The organism is Pseudoalteromonas sp. MMG005 (assembly GCF_018101015.1).
Classification (GTDB): domain Bacteria; phylum Pseudomonadota; class Gammaproteobacteria; order Enterobacterales; family Alteromonadaceae; genus Pseudoalteromonas; species Pseudoalteromonas aurantia.
Genome location: NZ_JAGJEK010000006.1, coordinates 166278 through 189432, shown reverse-complemented (window position 1 = coordinate 189432; position 23155 = coordinate 166278). Strand labels below are relative to the sequence as shown.

18 protein-coding genes are annotated in these 23155 nt (G+C 40.3%); 5 read left to right on the top strand and 13 right to left on the bottom strand.

Annotated features, from left to right (window positions below):
* Positions 1-79: 79 nt before the first annotated feature.
* The 11 genes from J8M01_RS06785 to J8M01_RS06735 all read right to left on the bottom strand — a co-directional run bounded on the left by J8M01_RS06785 (position 80) and on the right by J8M01_RS06735 (position 16224).
* On the bottom strand, positions 80-889 hold the full coding sequence (locus J8M01_RS06785; RefSeq protein WP_211057461.1) for a GIY-YIG nuclease family protein: 810 nt from the start codon (positions 887-889) through the stop codon (positions 80-82).
* Positions 890-922: 33 nt separating this feature from the next.
* The gene (gene rdrB, locus J8M01_RS06780) at positions 923-3481 is read right to left on the bottom strand and encodes an antiviral RADAR system adenosine deaminase RdrB (RefSeq protein WP_211057460.1); all 2559 of its coding nucleotides are present in this window, start codon (positions 3479-3481) and stop codon (positions 923-925) included.
* Positions 3478-6369: an antiviral RADAR system adenosine triphosphatase RdrA gene (rdrA, locus tag J8M01_RS06775; RefSeq protein WP_211057459.1), complete on the bottom strand. Its 2892-nt coding sequence runs from the start codon at positions 6367-6369 to the stop codon at positions 3478-3480. Before rdrA ends, rdrB begins: the two co-directional genes overlap by 4 nt.
* A gap of 1 nt (position 6370) precedes the next feature.
* Complete coding sequence (locus J8M01_RS06770; protein ID WP_211057458.1) at positions 6371-7120, bottom strand: hypothetical protein; 750 nt, start codon at positions 7118-7120, stop codon at positions 6371-6373.
* A 63-nt stretch (positions 7121-7183) separates the two neighbouring features.
* A complete protein-coding gene (locus J8M01_RS06765) occupies positions 7184-8113 on the bottom strand; it encodes a restriction endonuclease (RefSeq protein WP_211057457.1) in 930 nt (309 codons plus the stop codon).
* 431 nt (positions 8114-8544) lie between these two features.
* Positions 8545-9318 (bottom strand): PDDEXK nuclease domain-containing protein, encoded by a 774-nt coding sequence (locus tag J8M01_RS06760; RefSeq protein WP_247671031.1) that lies wholly within the window; start codon positions 9316-9318, stop codon positions 8545-8547.
* A 107-nt stretch (positions 9319-9425) separates the two neighbouring features.
* Positions 9426-9743, bottom strand: coding sequence for a DUF1016 N-terminal domain-containing protein (locus J8M01_RS06755; RefSeq protein ID WP_348772722.1), 318 nt, complete (start codon positions 9741-9743; stop codon positions 9426-9428).
* 299 nt (positions 9744-10042) lie between these two features.
* Positions 10043-10993 carry a heme-binding protein gene (locus J8M01_RS06750; protein ID WP_211057456.1) on the bottom strand — a complete coding sequence of 317 codons (951 nt, stop codon included), beginning with the start codon at positions 10991-10993 and terminating at the stop codon, positions 10043-10045.
* A 201-nt stretch (positions 10994-11194) separates the two neighbouring features.
* Positions 11195-12685 carry a dipeptidase gene (locus J8M01_RS06745; RefSeq protein WP_211057455.1) on the bottom strand — a complete coding sequence of 497 codons (1491 nt, stop codon included), beginning with the start codon at positions 12683-12685 and terminating at the stop codon, positions 11195-11197.
* Between the two features lie 59 nt (positions 12686-12744).
* Positions 12745-14616 carry a DUF885 domain-containing protein gene (locus tag J8M01_RS06740; RefSeq protein WP_211048391.1) on the bottom strand — a complete coding sequence of 624 codons (1872 nt, stop codon included), beginning with the start codon at positions 14614-14616 and terminating at the stop codon, positions 12745-12747.
* 147 nt (positions 14617-14763) lie between these two features.
* A complete protein-coding gene (locus tag J8M01_RS06735; protein WP_247671030.1) occupies positions 14764-16224 on the bottom strand; it encodes a PLP-dependent aminotransferase family protein in 1461 nt (486 codons plus the stop codon).
* Positions 16225-16297: 73 nt separating this feature from the next.
* On the opposite strand from J8M01_RS06735, the gene J8M01_RS06730 reads away from it, so the two are divergent.
* Positions 16298-17206 (top strand): DMT family transporter, encoded by a 909-nt coding sequence (locus tag J8M01_RS06730; RefSeq protein WP_211057454.1) that lies wholly within the window; start codon positions 16298-16300, stop codon positions 17204-17206.
* A gap of 384 nt (positions 17207-17590) precedes the next feature.
* Complete coding sequence (locus J8M01_RS06725) at positions 17591-17878, top strand: hypothetical protein (protein WP_211057453.1); 288 nt, start codon at positions 17591-17593, stop codon at positions 17876-17878.
* Positions 17879-18199: 321 nt separating this feature from the next.
* Here J8M01_RS06725 and J8M01_RS06720 read toward each other — a convergent pair whose 3' ends face one another.
* Both J8M01_RS06720 and J8M01_RS06715 read right to left on the bottom strand, forming a co-directional pair.
* Positions 18200-18625: a hypothetical protein gene (locus J8M01_RS06720; RefSeq protein ID WP_211057452.1), complete on the bottom strand. Its 426-nt coding sequence runs from the start codon at positions 18623-18625 to the stop codon at positions 18200-18202.
* Positions 18626-18638: 13 nt separating this feature from the next.
* Positions 18639-20444 carry a S8 family serine peptidase gene (locus J8M01_RS06715; RefSeq protein WP_211057451.1) on the bottom strand — a complete coding sequence of 602 codons (1806 nt, stop codon included), beginning with the start codon at positions 20442-20444 and terminating at the stop codon, positions 18639-18641.
* Between the two features lie 265 nt (positions 20445-20709).
* Here J8M01_RS06715 and J8M01_RS06710 point away from each other — a divergent pair, with 265 nt between their 5' ends.
* From J8M01_RS06710 to J8M01_RS06700, 3 genes are all read left to right on the top strand, one after another.
* The gene (locus J8M01_RS06710) at positions 20710-20862 is read left to right on the top strand and encodes a DUF2986 domain-containing protein (protein WP_192509696.1); all 153 of its coding nucleotides are present in this window, start codon (positions 20710-20712) and stop codon (positions 20860-20862) included.
* Positions 20863-21151: 289 nt separating this feature from the next.
* Positions 21152-22207: a hypothetical protein gene (locus tag J8M01_RS06705; protein ID WP_210995158.1), complete on the top strand. Its 1056-nt coding sequence runs from the start codon at positions 21152-21154 to the stop codon at positions 22205-22207.
* 261 nt (positions 22208-22468) lie between these two features.
* Complete coding sequence (locus tag J8M01_RS06700) at positions 22469-23152, top strand: hypothetical protein (RefSeq protein WP_192509694.1); 684 nt, start codon at positions 22469-22471, stop codon at positions 23150-23152.
* Positions 23153-23155 lie beyond the last annotated feature (3 nt).

Sequence of the window (23155 nt, the reverse complement as noted above, 5' to 3'; positions counted from 1 at the left end):
TTATTATATATTGTGGCTCTGCTCGTTAACTTTAGCACCTTAAATACAACTTACCTGCAAGTCATCAATATTGAATTACTCAATTGCCATTATATCCAAAAACACGGCTACCCAATATATCTTTCCAATGACCTTCTCGTGTGCGAATATAATCCGCAGTCATGTGCGTATCTGCGATTTCTAATATACTAAATTGAAAGTGATGAGCATAATCAGGCCCATGAACCTCCAATACCTCAATTAAACGTTCATTGTATCCATGACCATGCTTTGAGTAGTCACACCAACGCTGCCAAATACCTTCGCAACCCGTTGCACTTCCAACATAATGCTTACCACTTGCTAGGTCGGTAATTAAATACACCCCAGACACACTTTCTAATGCCGTTTTCCAACTTTGTACTTGTTGCTTCACAATAATATCTAGATGCGCTTTTGACAGCTTTGTAAATTGATACCCTTTGAAATGCTCAACCGCCAATCGCTCTGGCATTAATGTATGCACCGTCATATCGTCGCACCAATTCTCTGCCAATAGGTAAGATTGCCTGCCTGTACGCTGAAACGCGACTTTTAACCGGCCTGCATAATCACTTGTGCCTTTTAATTTTTCTGTCGTATACACATAATGATCATTCGCCCAGCGGTTGGCAATAACACGGTAGGCACCAACAAATAGCCAGGTATTTGATTCGGGCAGTTGTATTAATGCCACAATATAATGGCGATTAAAGTTTTGCTTATTTTGCACCGCTTGCCATGCGTCAAACCTATCAGCAAAATACATATCTAACGGATTCTCATCTCCATTATTAACAGCGAGGTGTATTTTGGTATTTTTAGCGATTAAGTCTTTATCTAGCGCATTTAAAAATGTAAATAATTCCATATACTCTCTTATTTAAATAGAGTGAATGACCTCTTATTTATTCACCCACTCAAGATGGTTACGTTGAAATGTATTCATTCCAGTTTCTCGAATTTTCTCAATCCAGCTTTGTGCTTTATTAATGCCGACTTCAAAATGTTCTACCGCCGATTTTTGCAAGACGCGATGCTCATTTTGAATTGTGGTTGGCATTAGCGCAGCATCATCAGTATTAACACACACTGGAACAGCGCCTTTTCGTAAACCAAATCGGTTGAATTTGCTCCCAGTATTTAACCATGCTTGCTCTGGTGGGTCCCACCTAAAAATAGGATGTTCATGATAGTGCTCAAATCGACCGATATATATATTTGATGTTGGACATGCCTCTATCATTATTTCTTGTGCTGCATATTTTTCCATTTGCAGATCTTGAATAGCTTCAAATAATTCTAATTCTGCGGCCGATATAGAGTCATAAAATCGCCCTTCATCAACGCGATAAGGCTCTCCACTTTGTTTGGCTAAACAATCAATAATGACAGGGGTCTTTCTTAATTGATAGTATGCATCCTGTCTCACATGAGCCAGAATATACTTTCTCCATAACGTCATTTCTTTTTCAGACAAAGAAGCAGTCTGCTTAGGGTTAAAATCCACAATCCAATGCTGATAACCTGGGTTTAAAGCGTGCACCTCTGGAATGGCATGATGCTCTGTACTTAATTTCAATGTCTCTGGACAATTGCGTCTCAATTTCCATGCCTCATAAAGAGTACGAGCGGTATAAACATCCTCTTCATGTAGTTTGCCAGACCAATAGTTAATTTTTTCTTGTAATAAATGTAACACCCCAGTAAAACGCGAGGCTTTTTGAACCACTTCCAATGCTTTTTGATATCCCCATACCAAATTATCTACGTGATCTCCCAAAGTCACATAGGCCACCCGCTGCCTATTTGCCCAAAGTGTAGGTATAACACCCAAAGCCAGTGCATGGCCCAGCCTATCACCTGCTTTAAAATCACAAAAGTAAACAGCTTCATCAACGGCTCTTAACCCAGATAATAAATGGCTAAAATCTTCCCCTGCATGCACCGTTAAAAATGGTCGTTGAAAGCGTTTACTGAAAATATCAACCGTTGGATGTTTTGCACTTCGAATAACCCGCAGTGCGGGAGCAAACACTTCTATAGGCAAGTCATTTTCATTGCCTGCTACGTCATATCCGCGAATAGCTTTGCGTAAATCAATACTTTGCGGTGCTTTTAAAAGCCGATTTGCATTAAATGTTTGAACATCTTGATCCGAAAAAGTGACCGAGCCCTTAAACCGCTGCAATGCGCCCACTTGTTGTTTTATCTGAGCCCTAAGCGACTTATGATAACGATCGTCACGCTTGATACCATGGTGCTTTAAACTACGAGAAAAGTGCACCACAAAATGGATATTTTCAGCTAAAGCGTGTTTATAGGCTGATGACAAAGCTAAGTGAAGTATCTTGGAGTCTAACTTTGCTTGTTTATCTAATAGCAAATTAGGCGCAATACGAAACTCCCGAAAAGTGCTTTGTTCAATATCCGCAGATAAACTATCAAACATGTGAGTCATTTGATTAGGCCGATTTCGCTGTTTTCTCGCACTAAAATTAGATGTTTCCACAAACTGACTCAGCCCCGTCCCCCATACGACCATATAATTACGCAGGACATTTGCTACTCGCACAAATTGTGCCGCCATGTTGGGCGCTGACGTATTAAGCACCCCTAGGCAAAACAACAACCAACGTCTATCAGAACGAATTGGCCGCTTATGTGCGCTCATAAACGCTTTTTGTGCCAAGTTAGATGCGCCTTGAGTACGTAAGTAATATAAACCCAACTGAGTAGACGGCTCAAATTGGGTCACGGAGGTATCAATTGGCGTATCACTTCCCTCACTTGTAAAAGCACGCTCAATTAACTGACCACCTAACACATCACACCAGCGTGGTAAGCTATCCTTTGCATAGTGGCCGCTCTCAAATAAGGTATATTCAGGTCGTGTAGGCCAACCGGTATTTGGCAGCGACTCACCATATAGCGCAAAGCTCAGTAATGACGGCCCTATGTGACCATGCCCACCTAAATGCACATGATTGTCAGCATATGGCTTTTGTAGTTCTTCATTGGTAAATGCATGAGGGCATTGCCGTGAAATCACGCACTCTATAATATCGTGATCGCCAATCTGATAGTCTTGTGCTATATCCGTGTAAGCTTGCGCAATAATCCAACTGCCATCAACTAGTGACAACAGCTCTAACCATTGTTCTAGCTTATGTGGCTTTACATCAAAATGATCTCCCTGCCACTCTAAAAAGGTATTGGCTAAGCGAGATAATACCGACTGAATGGTTACTCCAGGTTTATCATACCCAAATGCAAGCAGCTGATTTAAAATATCTTCTTTACGTAAGTTACGCTGAATATAGGGCTGATAATTTGCAATGTAACGCGTCAAATTGCTGAAAAATGCATGCCCCAATTCACCCTTTTTATGCAATTGTTCAATCGCGCTATCAGAGGATAAAAAGGCAATATCACACAGCTGAACATCGTTAATTAAAATCATGATTGATGCTTCTCAACCACTTCTTTTATCACCACTAAAACATTATTAATGAAATCTCCATTCACTTTTTTAAGTGAGTCAAAGTTTAACTCCGTAGTTTCATCTAAATATAAATACAATTCACCTAGCGCTGAATTGTATTTAATGCGCTTTTTCATTTCAGTCAAATTGTTTGGCCGACACAGAGCTAAGCTGTGAAGGTCATGTTTCAAAATGTAGGCTTCAATACTCGTAACTATGCTATCCGAATGAATAGAAATTATTCTCTCACCTCGACGCTCTTCAAACGAAGCCTCGGCTTCTACTAACTCTAAAAGAGTAGCTGGTGCTCTAACATCACGTTTTCCTGTCTTCTCTGGTTGCTTCTCTTCTTGAGTTTTTCCCAGCTTCACTCTTGGTGGAACAGCCGAGTCATTTGTCTCATCAGCTCTTATTAAAGTAAACAGCGGGTGAGCCTTTAAACTGCTGATAAATAATCGCTTGACGCTGCTTTCATCCGCTTCCTGCGCTTCTAAAAGGGCGGTATTTCGACCGAGCGTTCGGTCGTATTTTCTAAATTCTTTAGGATCTCTAATCGTTTGCTGTCGTGGTGTAATTGCAACACTGGCGTGCACGGCTGTACTTTCTATCATTGCGGTATGAGCTGCATTAACGAGCATATACTCGAAGCGTTTTATATGATCGGTCAAATACTCGTTCTCGTAACTTCTCCCTTTAATGCTCCCTTTAATGAAATTATTAAATCTAAACGAATGAAATGCGGTAAACGTCTTATTAAACATATAAGCAAAGATGGGAATGAGTTTTTCACCGTTTATACCTTCAAACAAAGCTTGGTGTTTATTACGCCAGTTTAAAATTTCAACTTCAAGCACATCACAAATGGCATCTTTTCCAATCGCACCCGAATTATCCATATTACGAACAAACGTAAACTCATCTTTATCCTCAATTCTGTCACCTTGATCATCAATACTTTCATCTTCAAGGGCTTTTGTCGGTGACATATTAAAGATGCTATAAAAAGGCCTGCGATTTAAAATGCCTCTTACATTATCTGCCACTTTTAACCCACTGCCAGGCATTAAAAATGAATACACCAAAACCTCAAACGCTCTGCTTAAACAAACAAATCGATAGTTATTTACTAACGTTGAGTACGCATCTTCTTGGGTATATAAGGTCACCAAGAGTCCATCCAAACTACAGCTAGCAACTCTTGTTTGCTCTTTTTTAGCAACTGAGCCATCGACACCTTTGGTTGGCTGCAAAGTCGCTACTACATCAGCTGTAGTAGAAATTTGCAGCTGTTTAGACACCATACTTTTGGGGTGATAAAATTCCAGCGGCGGCATACTCATAAGTGCTCTATCGGTATAGGTAAATGCCGCCTTCAGTAACGCTACATTATCTTTTTTCCAACCATCAACGCCCTTATCACCTTTTAGCTCTGCTGCTTCTTGATTACTTTCAATACCCAATGCATGCATTTGAGAACGTAAGAACCGCTTGTCCGCCCACTGAATATGATCTTGTTTAATCTGCTTCTTTGGATTAAAACTCGGTAAATCCAATATATTAAACAAGTCATTTTCAGAGCCATTTTTAAAGGTTAGATAAGAGTTTGCATTGGTATACGCTAGGCCTTCTTGTTTTTGCTCAGCCCAGTTGATGTAGTTTTTCCACAGTTTATAGCTTAGCGATTTATCCGTCTTTGCCAGCACTAACTCATTAGGTGGAATAGCACGCGCCAGTTGTGTAAATTCACGGGCAAATTCAGGTTTGGGCCAGTGATGTAATACTTCTTCGTTTAAACAAAGCGGGTAAAATTCAGCGTAAATACTTTTAACATAATCACGATACTCATAATACTGACTTTGTTTATCTCGCATACTTTTATCTGGTGCACTACTATCTGGCGTAGCTTTAAAGCGCAGTGTCGGGTAAATATAGTGTATCGGTAGTAGCGTGATCCGCATTTGGCTCGGAAACACTTTGGTCAAATAGGCCTTGGTTAAATCACCAGCGAGTTCTTTCCCTTTTTCTACTTGTAATCCATCTTGAGTATCTTTCCTGTACGCTTTTTCATCAAAGTGAATACCCACCATTTGTTCATAAAGACTGTAATCACCACTCACAATGGGTATGATATATGGGCAGCCTAATAAACGTCTAACTTCATCAACCACTTCATAAGCCCGACCCAGTGCCATATCAACATCATCAATGGGTAACGCCAAAGCATTACAACCCAATATATGCAAAGCACTTTCTACATAACTGTGAAAATGCTTTTCAACACTGATCCCCGATTTATATTGCAAGATTTTATCTATACCTGTACAGCCGTCAAATTCTTCCTTTTTTCCTAATGAATCAGCCAGTTTCTGTAATGCCTTGTAAAAGCCACTTTTAGTTGCTTCATCGATTTCACGTATTGGCGAATGGCTCGCTTCACCAGTGAGACACGACTCTACGTCACTGTAAATTTGCGCTATGATCACATTGGCAAAATTATCTTGGTCAATCAGCATAGTGGGATCTATTGCGGGCAGAAAATAAATACTGGATGTCGCAAAATTCAAGCTTTGCTGACAATGTACCCGCCACATAGCTTGGCAATTTCTTAAAAAAACCGTTTTACCTGTTCCTCTTGTACCATTCACTAATATTGCATTGTGTGAGAGCCAAGTTTTATTTTTATCTTTAACCCGACTACTTTTATAAGCTTGTGCATCTAAAACAAAGTTTTGCAACTTTTCAAGCAACTTATCTCGTGCCTCAAATTGCCAAAACTCTTTGTATTCTTGATCTTCATGCGTATCCAAAGAGATAAAGTCGTCACGATATTCTTCTTTAATTAAATCTAATAAATATTTCGTAGCCATGTTACTTCCTTAATCCCTTAATCCAACTCACCGCGCTATCATGTACTTTATAATGGTCGCCCATCACTTCTTTGTCTCTTCGGTTGGTGCCTTGCTCAATCATTTCAAATAAATGTGCAAACGTTTGCTCTTGTATATAAGGTAAATCAGTCTTATTACCCTGACTACACGCAATTTCATACTCACGCTTTAAGCGCTCCAAGTGATGAACAAGCGTTTGGTTGCGAATTGAGCTTGAGGTATAACCAAACAGCCTATTGCACATATAAGTGATAAAGAAGCCAGCAAAGCATAATAACCCGGCGACAGCCACTGTCTCCTTACTGAACCCAAACAATAAGATCACAAAAAATGGCACGTTAAATAGGCATAACATACAAGATTGTGTTTTCTGCCATTTATCTTTTTTAGTTTTGCTATTAAAGGGGAAATTTCTGAAGCTTACTGCGATAGCTAATAATATAGAGGGGACGCTACTCAATATCATCCAATTAAAGTCATAGCCATCCCACAATACAGTTTGCGAGAATATCGCTAAACCTTTAAACAGTTCGGATGCAGAAAAGTAACTTAACAAGGTCAAAGCCCAAATAACAAATAACACCGATAGGCTTCGGGTCAATTTACTCAGTTTATTCATTTTATTATATGCGGGGAGGTAGATCTCGCATATTAACCAATTAATTTCGCTAATTACCGGATCATCATTACTCCCTTCTTTTACTCTACCGAGATATTCTGCTTGAGTCATATTTACCTCCTATTTTATTGTTTTTATTCATTCCATGGTGACTTTAAAACGTGAGCATTATATTTATGACTCTAAAAAGTAATCACTATCAAGTGCTTTAACTTCAAATCGATACTTGGTACTCACCCCTAAATTGTGGCTGAGCATCAGTGCGCTAAGCTGCTCGCCATCGACTAGCACAATGCGTTTTTCAATCATGTTTACGTATGCTTTGGCTTCTTTACTAAAACCACTGGTGGTGATAAATACGCCTTTTTTTGCACGATGCATATCTAGTGCCCCCGCAAAGGCTTGAATATCTGGCCGGCCAACCGTTTTATCCGTGTATCGCTTAGCTTGTAAGTAAATCATTTCAAGGCCGAGTTTATCTTCTTTGATAATACCGTCAATGCCGCCGTCTTGCGTATATTGGGTGGCTTGCCCTGCATCTTGACGGGAGCCGCCATAACCCATAGCCAGCATTAAATCGACCACGAGGTTTTCAAAAAATAGCGGGCTGGCTGCCAATATTGAATTAAGTAACTCATCACGTAATGAAGTATTCATTGTTTCAACAGCTGATTCAATGACCTCTTGTGGAGTTTGCTCATCATTCTCCACCGGCTTTTGCGTCTCGCTTTCACAGGATGTGACATTGGCTTTTTTTGAACGCTGAACAAAATCGTTAAACGACGAAAATTGCTTTAAATATGCATTATTTATTTGCTCACCACAGCTCAAAGCGGCTTTACCAGCATCACTGATAACACAATAGGCACGCTTCGGCTGTGTGATAAGCCCCGCTTGTACTAAATAGGTTTTTGCCCAATTTAAGCGATGATTTGAATAGGTTTGTTTACCGCTGGGTATGCGCTGTTTCAATTCCTCAGCTGTGAGGTTAAGCTGAGTATATACTTTATTTTCAATCTCACCCAGCTTCACAGGGTGAGGGTACTGCGCATTTAAAACATGCAATAATGGTTGCATAAATGCTTGATAATTAGGTACTGACATTGTCCTTACGCCCAGCAACTGCTTGGCTCTCCTTATAACAAAACGGTAACATAGTATGTAATTTCATGACGATGCGCAAACAATGTGCGTTTAATGGTAACACTTAGGTGTTCGATATTTAGGAGCCATACTTAGCCAAATGCCCACTTCTACCTATATAAAAAACGGTGTTAAGTTATGTGGTTCCTGAACAAGTTCGTACCTCACTTTTCAGGACGACGGAATGTGTAACAGCACTTCGATTACTAAGCATTTTTACTAAATTCAGCTCAAAACTTCCCCCTGCCGTCATCCCAAAACTGAGGAATGAGGTGTTTGGGATCCATGCTTGCGCAAATACCCACTCCGCTTGATAAAAAACCCACCGTAGTATGTTTACCCGATCTTGAACAAGCTGATAGCGCTCTTAAAGGCAACTGGCTTAGCGTTTTCTATGTATCTTTATGGTGTAAACCTAAGCGCTGTTTTGCTTTGGCTATAGAATGATGGAGGCGCTGTTCCAGCGGCTCCATAGAGACTAAATTAGTCAGGTACTCAGCAACATGAATATCGCCTTGCTCCATGCCTAACAATTCGATTTGCTCTTGTTTTTTACTGGTGCACAGAATGATCCCTAAAGGTGGATTTTCATCTTCTTCTACTTCATATTTATTGAGCCAACTCAAGTACAGTTCCATTTGGCTCTTATGGCTGTGCTTAAACTTCTCAAGCTTCAAATCGATGGCTACTAAGCGCTTTAACTTGCGGTTATAAAACAATAAATCAATATAAAAATCATCATTGTCTATCTGAATACGCTTTTGTCTGGCGATGAAGGTAAAACCAGATCCAAGTTCTAATAAAAATTGCTCAATGTCACGTAAAATAGCATCTTCAAGATCTTTTTCTAAGTAACGATCATTCAACTCTAAAAAGTCTAATATATAAGGGTCTTTCAGCACCAATTCTTGATTAAATTGCCCTGATGCACGCAATTCTGACAGCTCAGACACAATAGCATCATCTGGCTTTTTGGCTATGGCTGTGCGTTCAAACATAACAGCGCCAATTCGTTCGTCAAGTGTCCGTGTTGACCAACGTTCTTGAATTGCCATCGTAGTATAGAAATCACGCTTTATCGGGTCATGAATGCTACTTAACCTCAGCTCTGGATAAGTGAATTTGCCCAATAAAGCTATTTTTCTCACTCTCGGCGTTGCTTTCATTTGTAATAGCCCGCTATTACTGCATAAAAGCGCCTTGATATTGAACAAAATATCATCATTGGGTTGTACGTAAGTTTGTTTACAAAATATTTCCTATTCCAAAACCCTTATCCAAATCTGAGGTTACTTAAAATAACAAAATGGCTCCAACTCAATTGTGCAGACACTGTCTGCACAATTGATAACTCTCTAAAAACATCATAAAATTTAACCATTTGCATTAAGTTACGTTGACCCCAACCTCTACCAAATTGTGCTGTTAGCGACTTAGATAAAGTAGATACAACCTGTTTGCCATAATCTGCCCGCTCTCCTGCAAGCACCTCTTGGCTGATCCGCTGACCAACATGCCAATACAGTAGCGTCAGTTCATTATTTACTGCAATTGCTGTGCGTTGTTTTGCTTGCGCAATCAAAATTGACACATCATCAACAAAGCCATGGTTACTCGGTTATATCTTGTTGGTCATCTCCGGCCTTAAATAAAAGTATTCACACTCAATTAGTTTAACGTTTTAAGTCACCTGCATCCAGACCTCTCGGCAGAGGTAAAAGATGCAAAAAAAGTATAAGCCTATCAGGAAATTCATAGCGACACCTTGCTATATAAAAACTACAGAATTCGGTGTTTGAAAACCATGTTCAATATGAGTACCAAAAAACAAAGCTATGACTCACTTAATCGTGTTCCACAACCATACTGAGGCACTCTGTATTCAGCAAGTTAACTTGTTGGCTGTTTTTCAAGCGTATTAATGCTCACATGTGGCCATTTGATTAAGCCTTGACCATCCCGTCTCTCAAAGAAATCAAGCATAACAATTTGTGAATATTGCAGTAACATTTTAGGCTCACCATTTGGGTGCTTTTCTGTCAGTTCATATATCCAAAGTGTTGCTTCAACTTGATCGGCATTGGCTTGGCGTACCACAAATGGAATATTATTGACCCCACCGCTGGCGAGCCTAGAGTCTACTTTCAACTGTGTGACATTAGCCACTTTACCTTGTTGGAAAAAAGGCAAAATTGCTTTATTTAGCAAATCATTAGGCTGCGTCGGGTCGAACACATTTTCAAATAAATGTTTATGAAAATGTAAGTAAGGTATCAAATATGGATTTTCTTCTAAATTATCATTAACTCCTATCGGTAAACCACTAATCTTGGGGATTTCAAACCCAGTCTTACTTTGTGCACTTTGGCCTAACGCCATCAACGAATCACCATGGGGAATACTTGATAATCGAGCGATATTGAGATCATCCGTGGTATGGTTTTTCATATACAGCCACAGCCCCGGTTCATGATGAATAGCAAGCCCAGATCCACCAGCAAGCCCTGAATCAGGAAAATCAGCTGCTGCAATTTGTTCTATTTGCTGCACATAATCGATAGTTTCTACTTCTTGGTCACCATTCATACCTCTGTTCGGGACGTTTTTATCCACCAATTGGAAGGTAAGTGTTTCATTATACTGATTATTTAGAAGCCGATAATCAAGTTCACCAGTAGGAAACGGTAGCGCTATCATATTCCAACCATGACCACTAAATTGCCCCGTATTTTTCCACACTCCCGGTAAATTAGAAAATGGGCCAAGTGCTTCCTCTTGACCCATTACCGCTTTTAACACCCGCTGAGACGGTTTTTGCTCATTACTTGCTGAATCCGACATAATTTGCTCCTGCTATGGTTAATGCATAGTGCCCCTATGCTTGACTATGGTTTTAGCAAGTAAATCGTTTTTTGGGTATTACAGTCGATTACAGTTTATATATCATCTATTTACCAGATACAAAAAAGTCAGCATACTTTAACAGAACATGCTGACTTTACAGATGTTAGCGCGCTCAGGCTAACTGGCGATAACAGTCAGTTACATATTCCCCAGCTCCATCATCATTGCTGTATACATACGTAGATTTAACTTAATTTGTTCCACCGTTAAATATTCATGCTCAGAATGACCAGTATATTTTTTACCGGGCATGGATGGACCAAAGCTCACCGCATTATCAAACAGCTTGGCGTTAGTTCCCCCCCCAATTGATACAAACCCTGCATCTTCATCTTGGGTATAATATTTAAATATATCGAGTAACTTTTGTGCATGAGGGGCATTATCAAGCAACATCGGTTCGCCTATATCAACCGTAATATTCGCAAGTGTCACACCGTGTTGTTGCTGCCATTTTGTCACCGCGGTACTAATTTGATGCGCCAATATTGCTTTCTCTTTGCCAACAGGTCTGCGTAAATTAATAGCCACTTCCACAATATTACCACTGCGCTCAATGAGTGTGGGCGACACTGTCATAGGCCCCATAAAGTCATGCTCATAAGCTATATTACCAAATTGCTTACCATGTAAATCTAAGCCGATGAGTTGTCCTACAAAGGTGAGTGCTTGACCATCGCTATTCTTTTCAAGTTCAACCTCTGAGAGTAACGCTGCTAAGTAAGCTATCGCATTTACACCAGCAGCTGGTTCTGAGGAGTGGGCTGATACCCCCTTACTCGAAATTTTTATCCCATCTGCGACCACATTAAACGCAAATTTAGCTGCGCTTAGCTGCATTGCCTTTGCTTTTAACTGTGTGATCACCCCCTCGCTTGCATTATGCAAAACAACACTCGCATCCTCTGGGATTTGACTTTTAAAAGCGCCCCCCGTTAATTGTGATACATAAATACCTGTCTGCGCGGATGTAGCATTAAATGTCGGAGTCACTAAACTCCAGCCTTTTTCCGCAACCACAACAGGGTAGCTTGCGTCGATTGTTATAGCGTATTTAGGCTGTTGGTAAGTTTTCATAAACGCTTTAAGCGGTGCCCAATCCGACTCTTCAGCCAAATAAATCATCAGTTCCAAACGGTTTTCTAGCGCAATGCCTTTGTCTTTTATTGCTTTCATTGCGTACAGCGCTGTCGCAATAGGGCCTTTATCGTCTTCGGCGCCCCTGGCAATTAATTTGCCTGGCTGTGACGTCATATCAAGTAAATAAGGGCTTTTCTGCCATTTTTTTGCATCTGCTGGCTGCACATCACCATGTGTTACAATGGTCACCTTCTCACGCTGCTGCCCCAGTCCAATTAATACGGTATAACCCAGATCTTGATAATCTAAACCAAGTTCTGCAGCTTTCATTTTCAATAATTGTTTAAAGCCAATAAACTGTGGATTTTCAGGCGCTTTAATGCCTTGTTTATTGACTGTTTTAAATGACACCATGTTCGCAAGTGTGTGTATTTGCGTTTGCTGATAAGTATCCACCGCGTAGTCAGCGACCCTTTTGCTAGCATCTTGTAAATTTGCTTGTACGTTGCACGCAATCATTGATAACGCAAATAAAGAAAGTCGTTTCACTGGGTTTCCTTAAATAAAAATGGGGGCAAAGCCCCCGTTAATAAAATTCACGCTGGGTATTAAGTATTACCAAGCGTTTTTATCCATTGGTCGACATCAGCTTCTACAATTGCAAGCGGACGTGCGCCTTTTAATAGCACTAAATCATGAAACGCTTTGATGTCAAATTGACTACCCAATGCCGTTTTCGCTTTATTGCGTAACTCAACAAACTTTAACATCCCTAACTTGTAACCCAACGCTTGTCCTGGCCAAGCAATATAGCGATCAATGGCCGCTGTTACATCGCTCATAGCAGAGCCGGTTGCTTGCGCAAAGTATTCAATCGATTGCTGGCGAGTCCACTTTTTGTAGTGTAACCCTGTATCAACAACTAGGCGCGCTGCTCTATACGCTTCTGCTTGCAATCGCCCTAAGTCACCAAAAGGGTCATTTTCATACATGCCCATTTCATAGGCAACTAACTCAGAGTAAAGTGCCCAACCTTCAATATACCCATTAAACGATGCATTTTGTCGCATTAAACCAATATCTGTTTGCAGCATGTTCAGAGCGATTTGAAAGTGATGACCCGGCACAGCTTCATGGTAAGTTAACGTCTTCATGCCAAAGCTCGGAACCGCTTTCATATCTTTTAGATTGATTGCAAATACCCCAGGACGACTACCATCAAGTGACGGGCCATTGTAATAGCCACCAGGAGCGCCCGCTTCTACCGCTTTCGGGATACGCCTTACTTCTACTTTTTGTGGCGGTAAAGTTGAAAATAACGTTGGTGCCTTGGCATTAATAGTCTCAATTTCACCACGTAAGAAAGTCAATAACTTTTCACGCCCTTCATCTGTGTCATCATATAAAAAACGTGGTTCATCATTTAACTGTTGCATACGCTCACTCACTGAGCCTTTGCTATAACCATTTTCTTTAAGTATTTCATCCATACGCTGCGTAATGCGTGCAACTTCTTGCAAGCCGATGTCGTGAATTTGCTCTGCAGTCATATCCGAATCAGCAAGGTAGGTAATTTCATGCTGATAAAAAGCCGCACCATTGGGCTGTGCCCAAATACCAACCTCTGTAGGCGCTTTTAGTTCAAGTACCTGCATTGTTTTAACCACTTTGTTAAATGCCGGGTAAATTTCTTGCTCAACAATGTGCTGCGCTTTTGCCAATAAAGCCTGCTGCGCAGGTTTATCAATCGAGTCAACAGCTGCAAGTTTTGTCGCGAATGAACTCACTAATGGATGGTCAGACGCGTTCGGAGCTGTAAAATTATTCAAATAGCCAAAGGTGTTTTCAAATAAAGGTTTAGGTAACACTATGCCCTTTTTTGCATCCGCAAGTACTTTTTCTCTCACTTGTTCTGTCAATATTGCAAACGCCGATAAGCGCTTAATATAATCTGCTGCATCTGACGCTGTTGCTACACCATGCTGGTCTTTCAAAATGTTGGGTATATCAACCAAAGGGCCTGCTAACTGATTAATTATAAAAGGTAAGTGCCCACCCCATGTATCGATGTAACCGCCACTGAACTTTGCATCCCCTGCATAATAACGCGCAATAACTTCGTTAACACTGACATGCAGCCTGTCATTATCTGATAAGTTTTTACTCTGAAGTTGCTTTAGCTGCTCTGCTGCCTTATTCATATCAATTTGTAATGCTTGCATACCCGCCACTGAATAATCTGGTAATCGGTCGGCGTATGAACCATATAGATCATCAGTCAATTTCAATGAGGTCGCCAGTGCTGGTTGATGTTGTATAAAATTACGGGTGTATTGCGTAACCACTTTATCAACGCTTACTCTGCTGACGACTTGATTTGCCGAACTTTCTACATTACTAGCTTGCGATTGACTACGTTCACTGGAGCATCCAGCTAGTGCAGTAATAACCGCGAATGCAAGTAGGCTTTGTTTGATCATAGTAGAATTCCTTGGAGTGATGAACATACGAGTATTATTGTTATTTTTAGCACGTTTCTATGTTCTTGTTTGAGTTATTTATAATACATTGATGCTGTAATAACATTTATTGTATCCAATATACACAGCAATGCGATTAATCGCCGTTCATTTCAGCTGTTTCACAATAATTGCGGCTAATTCGGTAATGGCTTTACGCCATGGCATAGTGTCATGAAAGTTGGCCAAACTAAAGCGAATACAATGCTCAAACTGATGATTTGTTGCAAATAAACGACCCGGTAATATGCTTATGCCGTGTTGCAAAGCATCTTCATATACACGATAAGCACACACTCGTACTGGTAATGTTAACCAACACAAAAATGACCCCTGCGGATGCGTTAATTGATAGCAACCCTTCAATAGTGGGTGATGATCCAACGCTTGTCTTAAGAGTGTACAAAATACGTGTAAATTTTCTTGATATTGTTTTCTTGCACATTTGAGATGCTGTTTGTATTTACCACTGGCTAAAAAATCAGCCACTGCGGACTGAATTAAATTATGGCCTCCCATACTCTCGCTGATCAAGCGCTTACTAATGCTAGTCTGATATTGTGCAGATATGACCCACCCTACGCGCAATCGAGAATCGAGTGTTTTCGAAAGGGAGCTTACATAAATCACCGTATTATGCTTATCAAGCATTTTTAAACTCGGCAAGGAACCTGAGAAAGTCAATTCACCAAACACATCATCTTCAATGATCGGCGTATTGCCACATACACTTAGCAGCAGCTTTCTTTGTGCAAGCGGCATTAATGACCCTGTCGGGTTACTAAAATTGGGGGTTACTAACACGGCCTTGACAGGCCATTGCTTAAGCGCACGCTCTAAAGCGCTGACATCCATTCCGTTGTGTGTATCACATGGGATCTCCAAGATTTTCAAGCCGAGTGACTCTAGCATTAGTAACAAACCAAAGTAGCATGGGGTCTCTATCGCAACAATATCACCAGGTTCAGTGATCGCACGAAGTGCCAAACTGATAGCTTGTTGTGCCCCATTGGTTACTACAATGTCTGCCGGCTTAACGTTAATGCCCTGTTGTTGAGTTATTTTATAAAGCTGTTTCAGTAAGTTATCATCCCCTGGTGGCAGTTGATAATAACTTGGTGTGTGTGTTTGGCGACGACTATGGCGCCCAATCTCAGCGTAAAGTTGTCGAACCGCTGGCAACTCACTACTTGGATGTGCTGACCCTGCAGGCATGCTATGACGGAGCTTAGAGTACTTAAGCACTTCTTTAGAAACAGACAGTAAATCGACTTCTTTTGGCTGCGGTAAATTGGCTACCTCTTCAATAATGAGCTCTTTAACTCGATAACCCGATCGCGGTACGCTATATATAACATCCAATGCTTCCAGCATATCATATGCTTTTATTATGGAATTCTTACTCACACAAAGTAATTGGCTCAACCCCCGAATTGACGGGAGCTTTTCACCATACGATAAACTTCCCTGTCCAATTTCGTTTTTAATATACTCAACCACTTTTTGATACTTAAACCGACCGCGATTAGGGTTACCCAATTTACTACCTGTACCCTGAAAATCATTCAAAACTGTGCCTATTTATTTTATCTGTGCCCATTTAAAGTTACGATAAGTTAATTATTTAAGCCAGTTGTTTCATATGCTCATTAAATTTATACCCGTTTTGTTTGTTGTACTGTGGGCTTCTGGCTTTATTGGGGCCCGGTTTGGTCTCGCTTATGCAGAACCAGCAACCTTATTGTCAATTCGCATGATCATCAATATTATCTTCTTCATTGCCTTAGTCGCACTATTAAAAAGGCACATTCCTAAAGGACGAGCATTCCTACACAGCTGTGTTGTTGGCTTACTGATCCATGGCATGTACTTAGGAGGTTCTTTCCAAGCAATTTCACTTGGTATGCCTGCGGGACTCAATGCACTTTTAGTCGGTATTCAACCTATACTCACCGTTATCATTTTATTAGTGCTGTCACATAAGCATTTTTCTGTTGTTCAATGGACTGGATTATTACTGGGTTTTGTCGGGATCACTTTAGTATTACAAGGCAACATTCAATGGCAAGATGCTGCACAGAGTCGATTTGCTATCGGTATGAGTCTATTAGCATTAACCGGAATCACTTTGGGTACTTTGTACCAAAAGCGATTTTGTAAAAATGTCGATTTGGTTGGCGCCACATTGGTCCAATACATTGCTGCAAGCTGCTTATTTATTCCATGGGCGGTGCAATTTGAGACAATGCAAGTGCAGTGGACCATCGAATTTATAGCAACACTTGCTTGGTTGGTCTTGGTGCTATCGGTCGCGGCAATATTACTGCTGTTGTATATGGTTAAGCAGGGAGAGTCTGAAAGTGTCGCATCAGTGTTTTACTTGGTCCCGCCAGTTACGGCATTACAAGCTTGGTTAGCATTTGGTGAAACATTCGACATTTATGGTATAGCAGGCTTTATTTGTGCAGCCTTTGCAGTCTATTTTGTCGTTAAGGACCCAAAAATGTCAACAACTTCGAAAAATAGCAAAATACTCGTTGAGAATGATTAGCCTTGCTATGTTACTAAAGTAAATGCCTGAAGTGTCTAGTGTATTTTCTATTTCCCATTAGCTTAGCTAACCTCAGCTCTGGATAAGCGAATTTACCCAATAAAGCTATTTTTCTCACTCTCGGCGTTGCTTTCATTTGTAATAGCCCGCTATTACTGCATAAAAGCGCCTTGATATTGAACTAAATATCCTCATTGGATTGTCCGTAAGTTTGTTTACAAAATGTTTCCTATGCCAAAACCCTTATCTAAACCTGAGGTTAGCTAGTGACTTCTCCTTGCTATTCGTAAATGACTCACGTTAAATGATGACTCTATTTTACTGAGTGCTGTTACTTTAGGGCCATGATATTATCAGCACAAATCTCACTTTCGGATACCCGCTATGAATTTAGATAAATCAACAAAACGTATCGCTAAAAGAGTTAAAAATGGATTTCAAGGCTACCCACAAATCTCACTCGCTTATTATGGCACATCGAGTGACTGCGCAAACGAAGTCATTGTCGAGTTTATTGCAGAAGAAGGGGCGCAGCCACAAGCGCAAAAATTTTCCAGTAAAACAGATGCAAGAAAAGATGAAACGATTCAAACAACCCTTTTAAAAGTCATTGAACGGGCTGATGCAAAAACGGTGTTAGAAACAGCAGGGGTAGTAATTAAAACATGTTGATCTAATCGGCTGAGTATTAAGGTACTCAGTTATTTTTGTTTCGCGGGTCTAACCTGAGTTTTATTTAGTTGCCAGTTAGCGTTAACACTCACAGCTTATATCATCACATCTTATCTAAGTGCATGATACCAAGGTAACATTACTCCGTCAGTTAAGTTATCACTGTGGTTGCGTTGTGATCAGCGAACACGCTTTAATAACATACTTTTTAAGTTAGAACGAACGCGAATGAAGAAAAGCGAAGAAGGTAACACAATTAAACGAGTGGTTGCGTACAATTAAGAAGGCTCAAAAGCCAAGCTTCTGAGCCTTTTTAATGAATTAATTAACCTTAGTACCTAAGTCAATTAAGCCTAAGTCAGCTGATATAACAGTACCTTGCTTACGTAATGTATTCACAACTGCCGTTAGGTTAGACTCTGATGACGTGACAACATAAAATGTTTTGTAGGCTTGCTTCAATGTTAGCCCGTGTGCTGCTGCAACTTTATCTGCATCAGCAAATGATGCCAACTCGATAATGACTTCACCAGTTGCCTCATATGCGCTCAGACCATTTTCACCAATGATAACCTGACCTTTTTCAACACTTTGCTTGCCATTAACTGTGCCAAATTGACCGCCTTGTGCCAATAAAACACTGACATCTTGAAGTTGGTGTTGTGCAAGCTCGTCATTTGTCACCTCAGTGTTTGCGATTGCCACTGAAGATGCTGTCAAAGCAGCAATTACTAATAGTTGTTTCATATGCATCGACCCCTTAGTGACCATAAATTCTTAAAGACCAATCTTTTAATACGCCATCTACACTGTTATTTGCATTATTTGTCCCAAATAAGCCAATGTTTTGATTATAAATTAGCGTGTTACTTGTGCCTTTATCTGTATCTATTACTTTAATTGTCCAATTACCTTGCGACTGCTCACCGTAAAAATGGTGGCTTAGCATAATTGCGTCTGTAAACCCGCCATCTGTGCCATTTAAGAAACCGGTACGAGCACTTAGGACCACACTGCGAGTACCCGATGGTGACGTTAACTCTATCGCAATATCGCGTAAACGTTCGTGGTCAATGTTCAGTTTCAATTGTACCGCTTCAACCGTTAGATTTTCTTCAACAACGGTTGTGCTCTGTGCGCCTGCCAAACTTGCATCAGGAATAGTCACGTTCGCTTCTTGTCGCTGCCAATCAAGTGTTTGCAACTTAGGTAAAGACACACCTGTAAATAACGCTTTATAAACAGCATCATCGACATTGACTGCACCTAAGCCATAGAAGTTATGAAAGTGATACCCTGCCGCATTTGTTTGCCACGCAGGAATCGCATCATAGCTCACTTGCTCGCCTGTTGCCGATTCAAAATTAATGGTCACACCATTATGTGTTGGGTCAGTTTTACGTGCTGTAGAAGCGAGTAAATGGCGAACCGTACGAGAATCTAGCGCAGGGTTAGCCGACATGACCGTTGCAACCGCGCCAGAGGTATTTGGTGCTGCTGATGATGTACCGTTCATAGTACCGCGATAGTCACAATTTGGATCAAGCTCTGAACCACCATGTAGGACATTTTTGTGTGCACCAGCTACGTTACCGCCTTTGTCACAACCGGTTAAATCCACCGTCACCATCGCGGGCTTATCTTGACCATATTCACCACCTGGTGCTGACAAGAAAACATTCGCACCGGCCGATGAATATGACGATAACTTACCATCTGCATTTAATGCTGACACCACAAGGTTCCAATTGGTCGTATTACCCAAAGTAATATTGGCGTCATGAAATGGTAACCCTTGGTTATTGAAAAACTGGTTATTTTCATATGGTAATACTAAGAATCGGGTACCTTGAATGTAGGTCGAATAACTTCTGAATGAGTTACCCGCTGATTTTACATAAACAGCACCACGTCCCCAATGACTATCCAACGTAATATCTTGCATTACTTGCTCTTCTAACGCAAAACGCGGATTGTTTTCTAACTTGCCATTGACCGGTGCTGACGGTGTGCTGCCGTAGCTTTGGTTAAATACACGTGGATCTGTAAAGCGATCTAATGCACGGAAATCTTCATTTAGTCCATGAGATATCATCCAAGATTGGATCGACTGCTCATCTAAAAAGTTAAATCCGACTAAATTTGCATATGGTGAAACACCTCGTCCACCCAGACCATTACCTTCTTCCGCTGCAATTAAACCCGCAACAGCAGTACCATGACCATGGGTATCGGTTGGTGAATCAGTACCATCAATTAAGTTTTTAGAACCGGCTACAACATTGTTTACGAGATCTGGGTGAGAAATTTCAACACCAGTATCAATCACTGAGACTGTAATACCTCGACCTTTAATGCCCATGCGGTCAGAAAAGTCGACATTTAAATCTTCACCAACTTGGCCTGCTGATAATGAAAAACCAGTTTGACCTGTATTTTGTAGATGCCACTGTTGGTAAGTCAGCGGATCTTTTTTTATGAGTTCTTGTGTTGGTGCTGTGTTCGCGTTTGCCGCACACGTTGCAGAAAGCACGGCTGCTGCAATGATATTTTTTTTATGATTCATTATTTCCCCTAGAATTAAGCCCCGAAAGGGGAACTAAACATAACACTGAGGTCACAATTCAGCAACAGGAAAAGACATCGCTGTCATGTTAATATTTGCAATTATTCGAATTTACAGCAACTTATAGTAAAAAATAAATAACAAAAAACACAAAATAAAAACATAAAAACATAAAAAAGGAACTAACAGTGAGAATTTTTATCGTATTATTTCCATTGTGAATGCATTCGCAATACAATGGCGGGCTGTTATTGAGGAGCCACCAATGAACCGTAAAAAAAAGATATACGAAAAACTAAAGAAAAAAGACAAGCGCGCCAATGCAAAACTACATAAAAGCAATAAACCGCGTTATATTTCGAAAGCTGAAAGAGAAGCGCAACACGAAGTAGTCAATGAATCAGAATCTCCAGAGTAACAACAGCTGCTCTGCAGAAAACGCCCTCTTATCCTTTCCCTACTATTTATTTGTAATGCACTGTAATTACATTATTTGCTTATTATTACTACACTCGTTGTTAATTGGTCATCATTGAACTTTGAGCAAGTACTTGCCCGCTCAAAGCGATTACCGTCGTCTTAGATAATCATGATTGTGTAACAACAATTAATGAGCCGAAATTGCATGGCATGTGCCAATGCAACTAGGTGGTATTTTGTCTCATGTTCAACTATATATCCGTAGACTTTAATAATAAGGAAGTATCATGGCAACAAACACTCAAACAGTCCCTCTAAAGCAAGCAGTCAAAAACCCTAACAATGTTGAAGCAAAGAAATATTATGTTTTCAACGAAACTGGGAATATCATGATGTCTAGTACCATAGACGCTAGCACCCCTTTATCTGAGTCCGTTCAAAAGGTGTTTGCCGAAGTATCTGTATTTTTTGCAGGCATGTCACGCGCAATAACAACCACAAAAAACCCAGCAACTAAAAAGCCATATTCTCTATATAACTACGAAGCCCTACAAAATATCATTAGTGGCTCAGGGCTCTTTGTTCATGTTACTGAAGAGGATGTAAAATACGAAACAAAAAGTTTCGGTGCTGATTTTAGTAAGGAGCTTATCGAATCACTATTAGGTTTAGCAACTGGCGCTGGCGAAATGAGCTTTGCCTCAGCCATGGTCTCTTCAATTGGGAAAGAGGGCCTAAATATATCGGGTTCTAAAAGCCACTCAAGCAGTAAAGTAGGTAACATCGTTTTTGTGTGTGAATACTTACTAGGTATGCCTATAGTGAGTGCCATTGTCGTCTATGCAGATTGCGAGCAAAATAAGCAGCAACTTAAGTTAGGTCCTTGTTTTAGTGAGTCTTCAATCTCAACAACGTGGACACTACATAAAGATACTTATATGTTTGTTACCCCATCGTTCATTAAATCATATGCAGGGGACTTAGATGCCATCAACTCTGATCCTGACTACTTAGAGTTAATCAACTGGTTAAGTGGCTTGCTGACACAAACACCGACAATAAATGACATCGTTGATGCTAAAACATTCTCGATCATTGAATCTGGTTCAGCACTTTCTACGGGTACAACCTACCAAATCCAAGGTCAGTTTTTACCAGTAGAAGCTGGGAAGTTAAGATTTGCAGACGGTGACGGTGTGATCACTGCTGCTAATTGGGGTACTGATTCAATTAACTTTACCGTGTCAGGTACACAAGCAACGGTTTCTACTATAGAAGTACTTGATAAGTCGGGTAATGTCGTTGCTCAAAGTGCTGAAACATTTAACATAGCAACTTCATAAAGTAACCTCAGGTTTGGATAAGGGTTTTGGAATAGAAAATATTTTGCAAACAAACTTACGTACAATCCAATGAGGATATTTAGTTCAATATCAAGGCGCTTTTATGCAGTAATAGCGGGCTATTACAAATGAAAGCAACGCCGAGAGTGAGAAAAATAGCTTTATTGGGCAAATTCGCTTATCTAGAGCTGAGGTTAAAGTATACTTTTTGAGGCTTAGTCCACTTATGGCTAAGCCTTCAATTGATGGAGCATATTATTTTTGAAATGGTTTAGCCTATTTAGCCGTAAAAGCCGTGAAACATCAGCCAATACCCAGCTTTGCACCACACTGCCCCGTTATACTTACTTTAATGCAACTGGCCATATTTTGTTTTCCACACATCATGATCCAAGAAAACCATTACCGAGTACCGTACAGTTGCAATTTTTTAAAGCAGTCAGTTTATTCTCGGCAATGATGAAAACACTTTCGACAACACCGAATCCTGCAACAGGAAAGCCATACTCCGCATTTAATTATCACGCATTATCAACGTTAATTAATAAAACGGGTTACTTTGTGCAAACATCAAATATTGAGTTGACAATAAACCACCAAGATTTACGTCAAAATAACCACCCGAAATTATTTGAAACACTATTAGGCATTAATGTCTCAGGTCAAGAACTCGCCTTCGCCCCCGCCATTATTCATAGTATAGAAAAAGAAACACTACGAATGAGTAAAGCGGAGCAAAAAAAAGACTTTAAATCAGCATACTTGGTGTTTGTTTGCGAATGTATTGGTGGCATGCCACTCATTTCAATACAACTTTTTTCTTTTGATAGTATTAAGCAAAGCGATGTATTGAAGCAAAAAACATGCTCAACCAAAACGTCAAAAGATCTCGCTTGGACCTTAAACAAAGAAAGCTATTTGTACTTACCTGATCAAGTAATGTGAGCA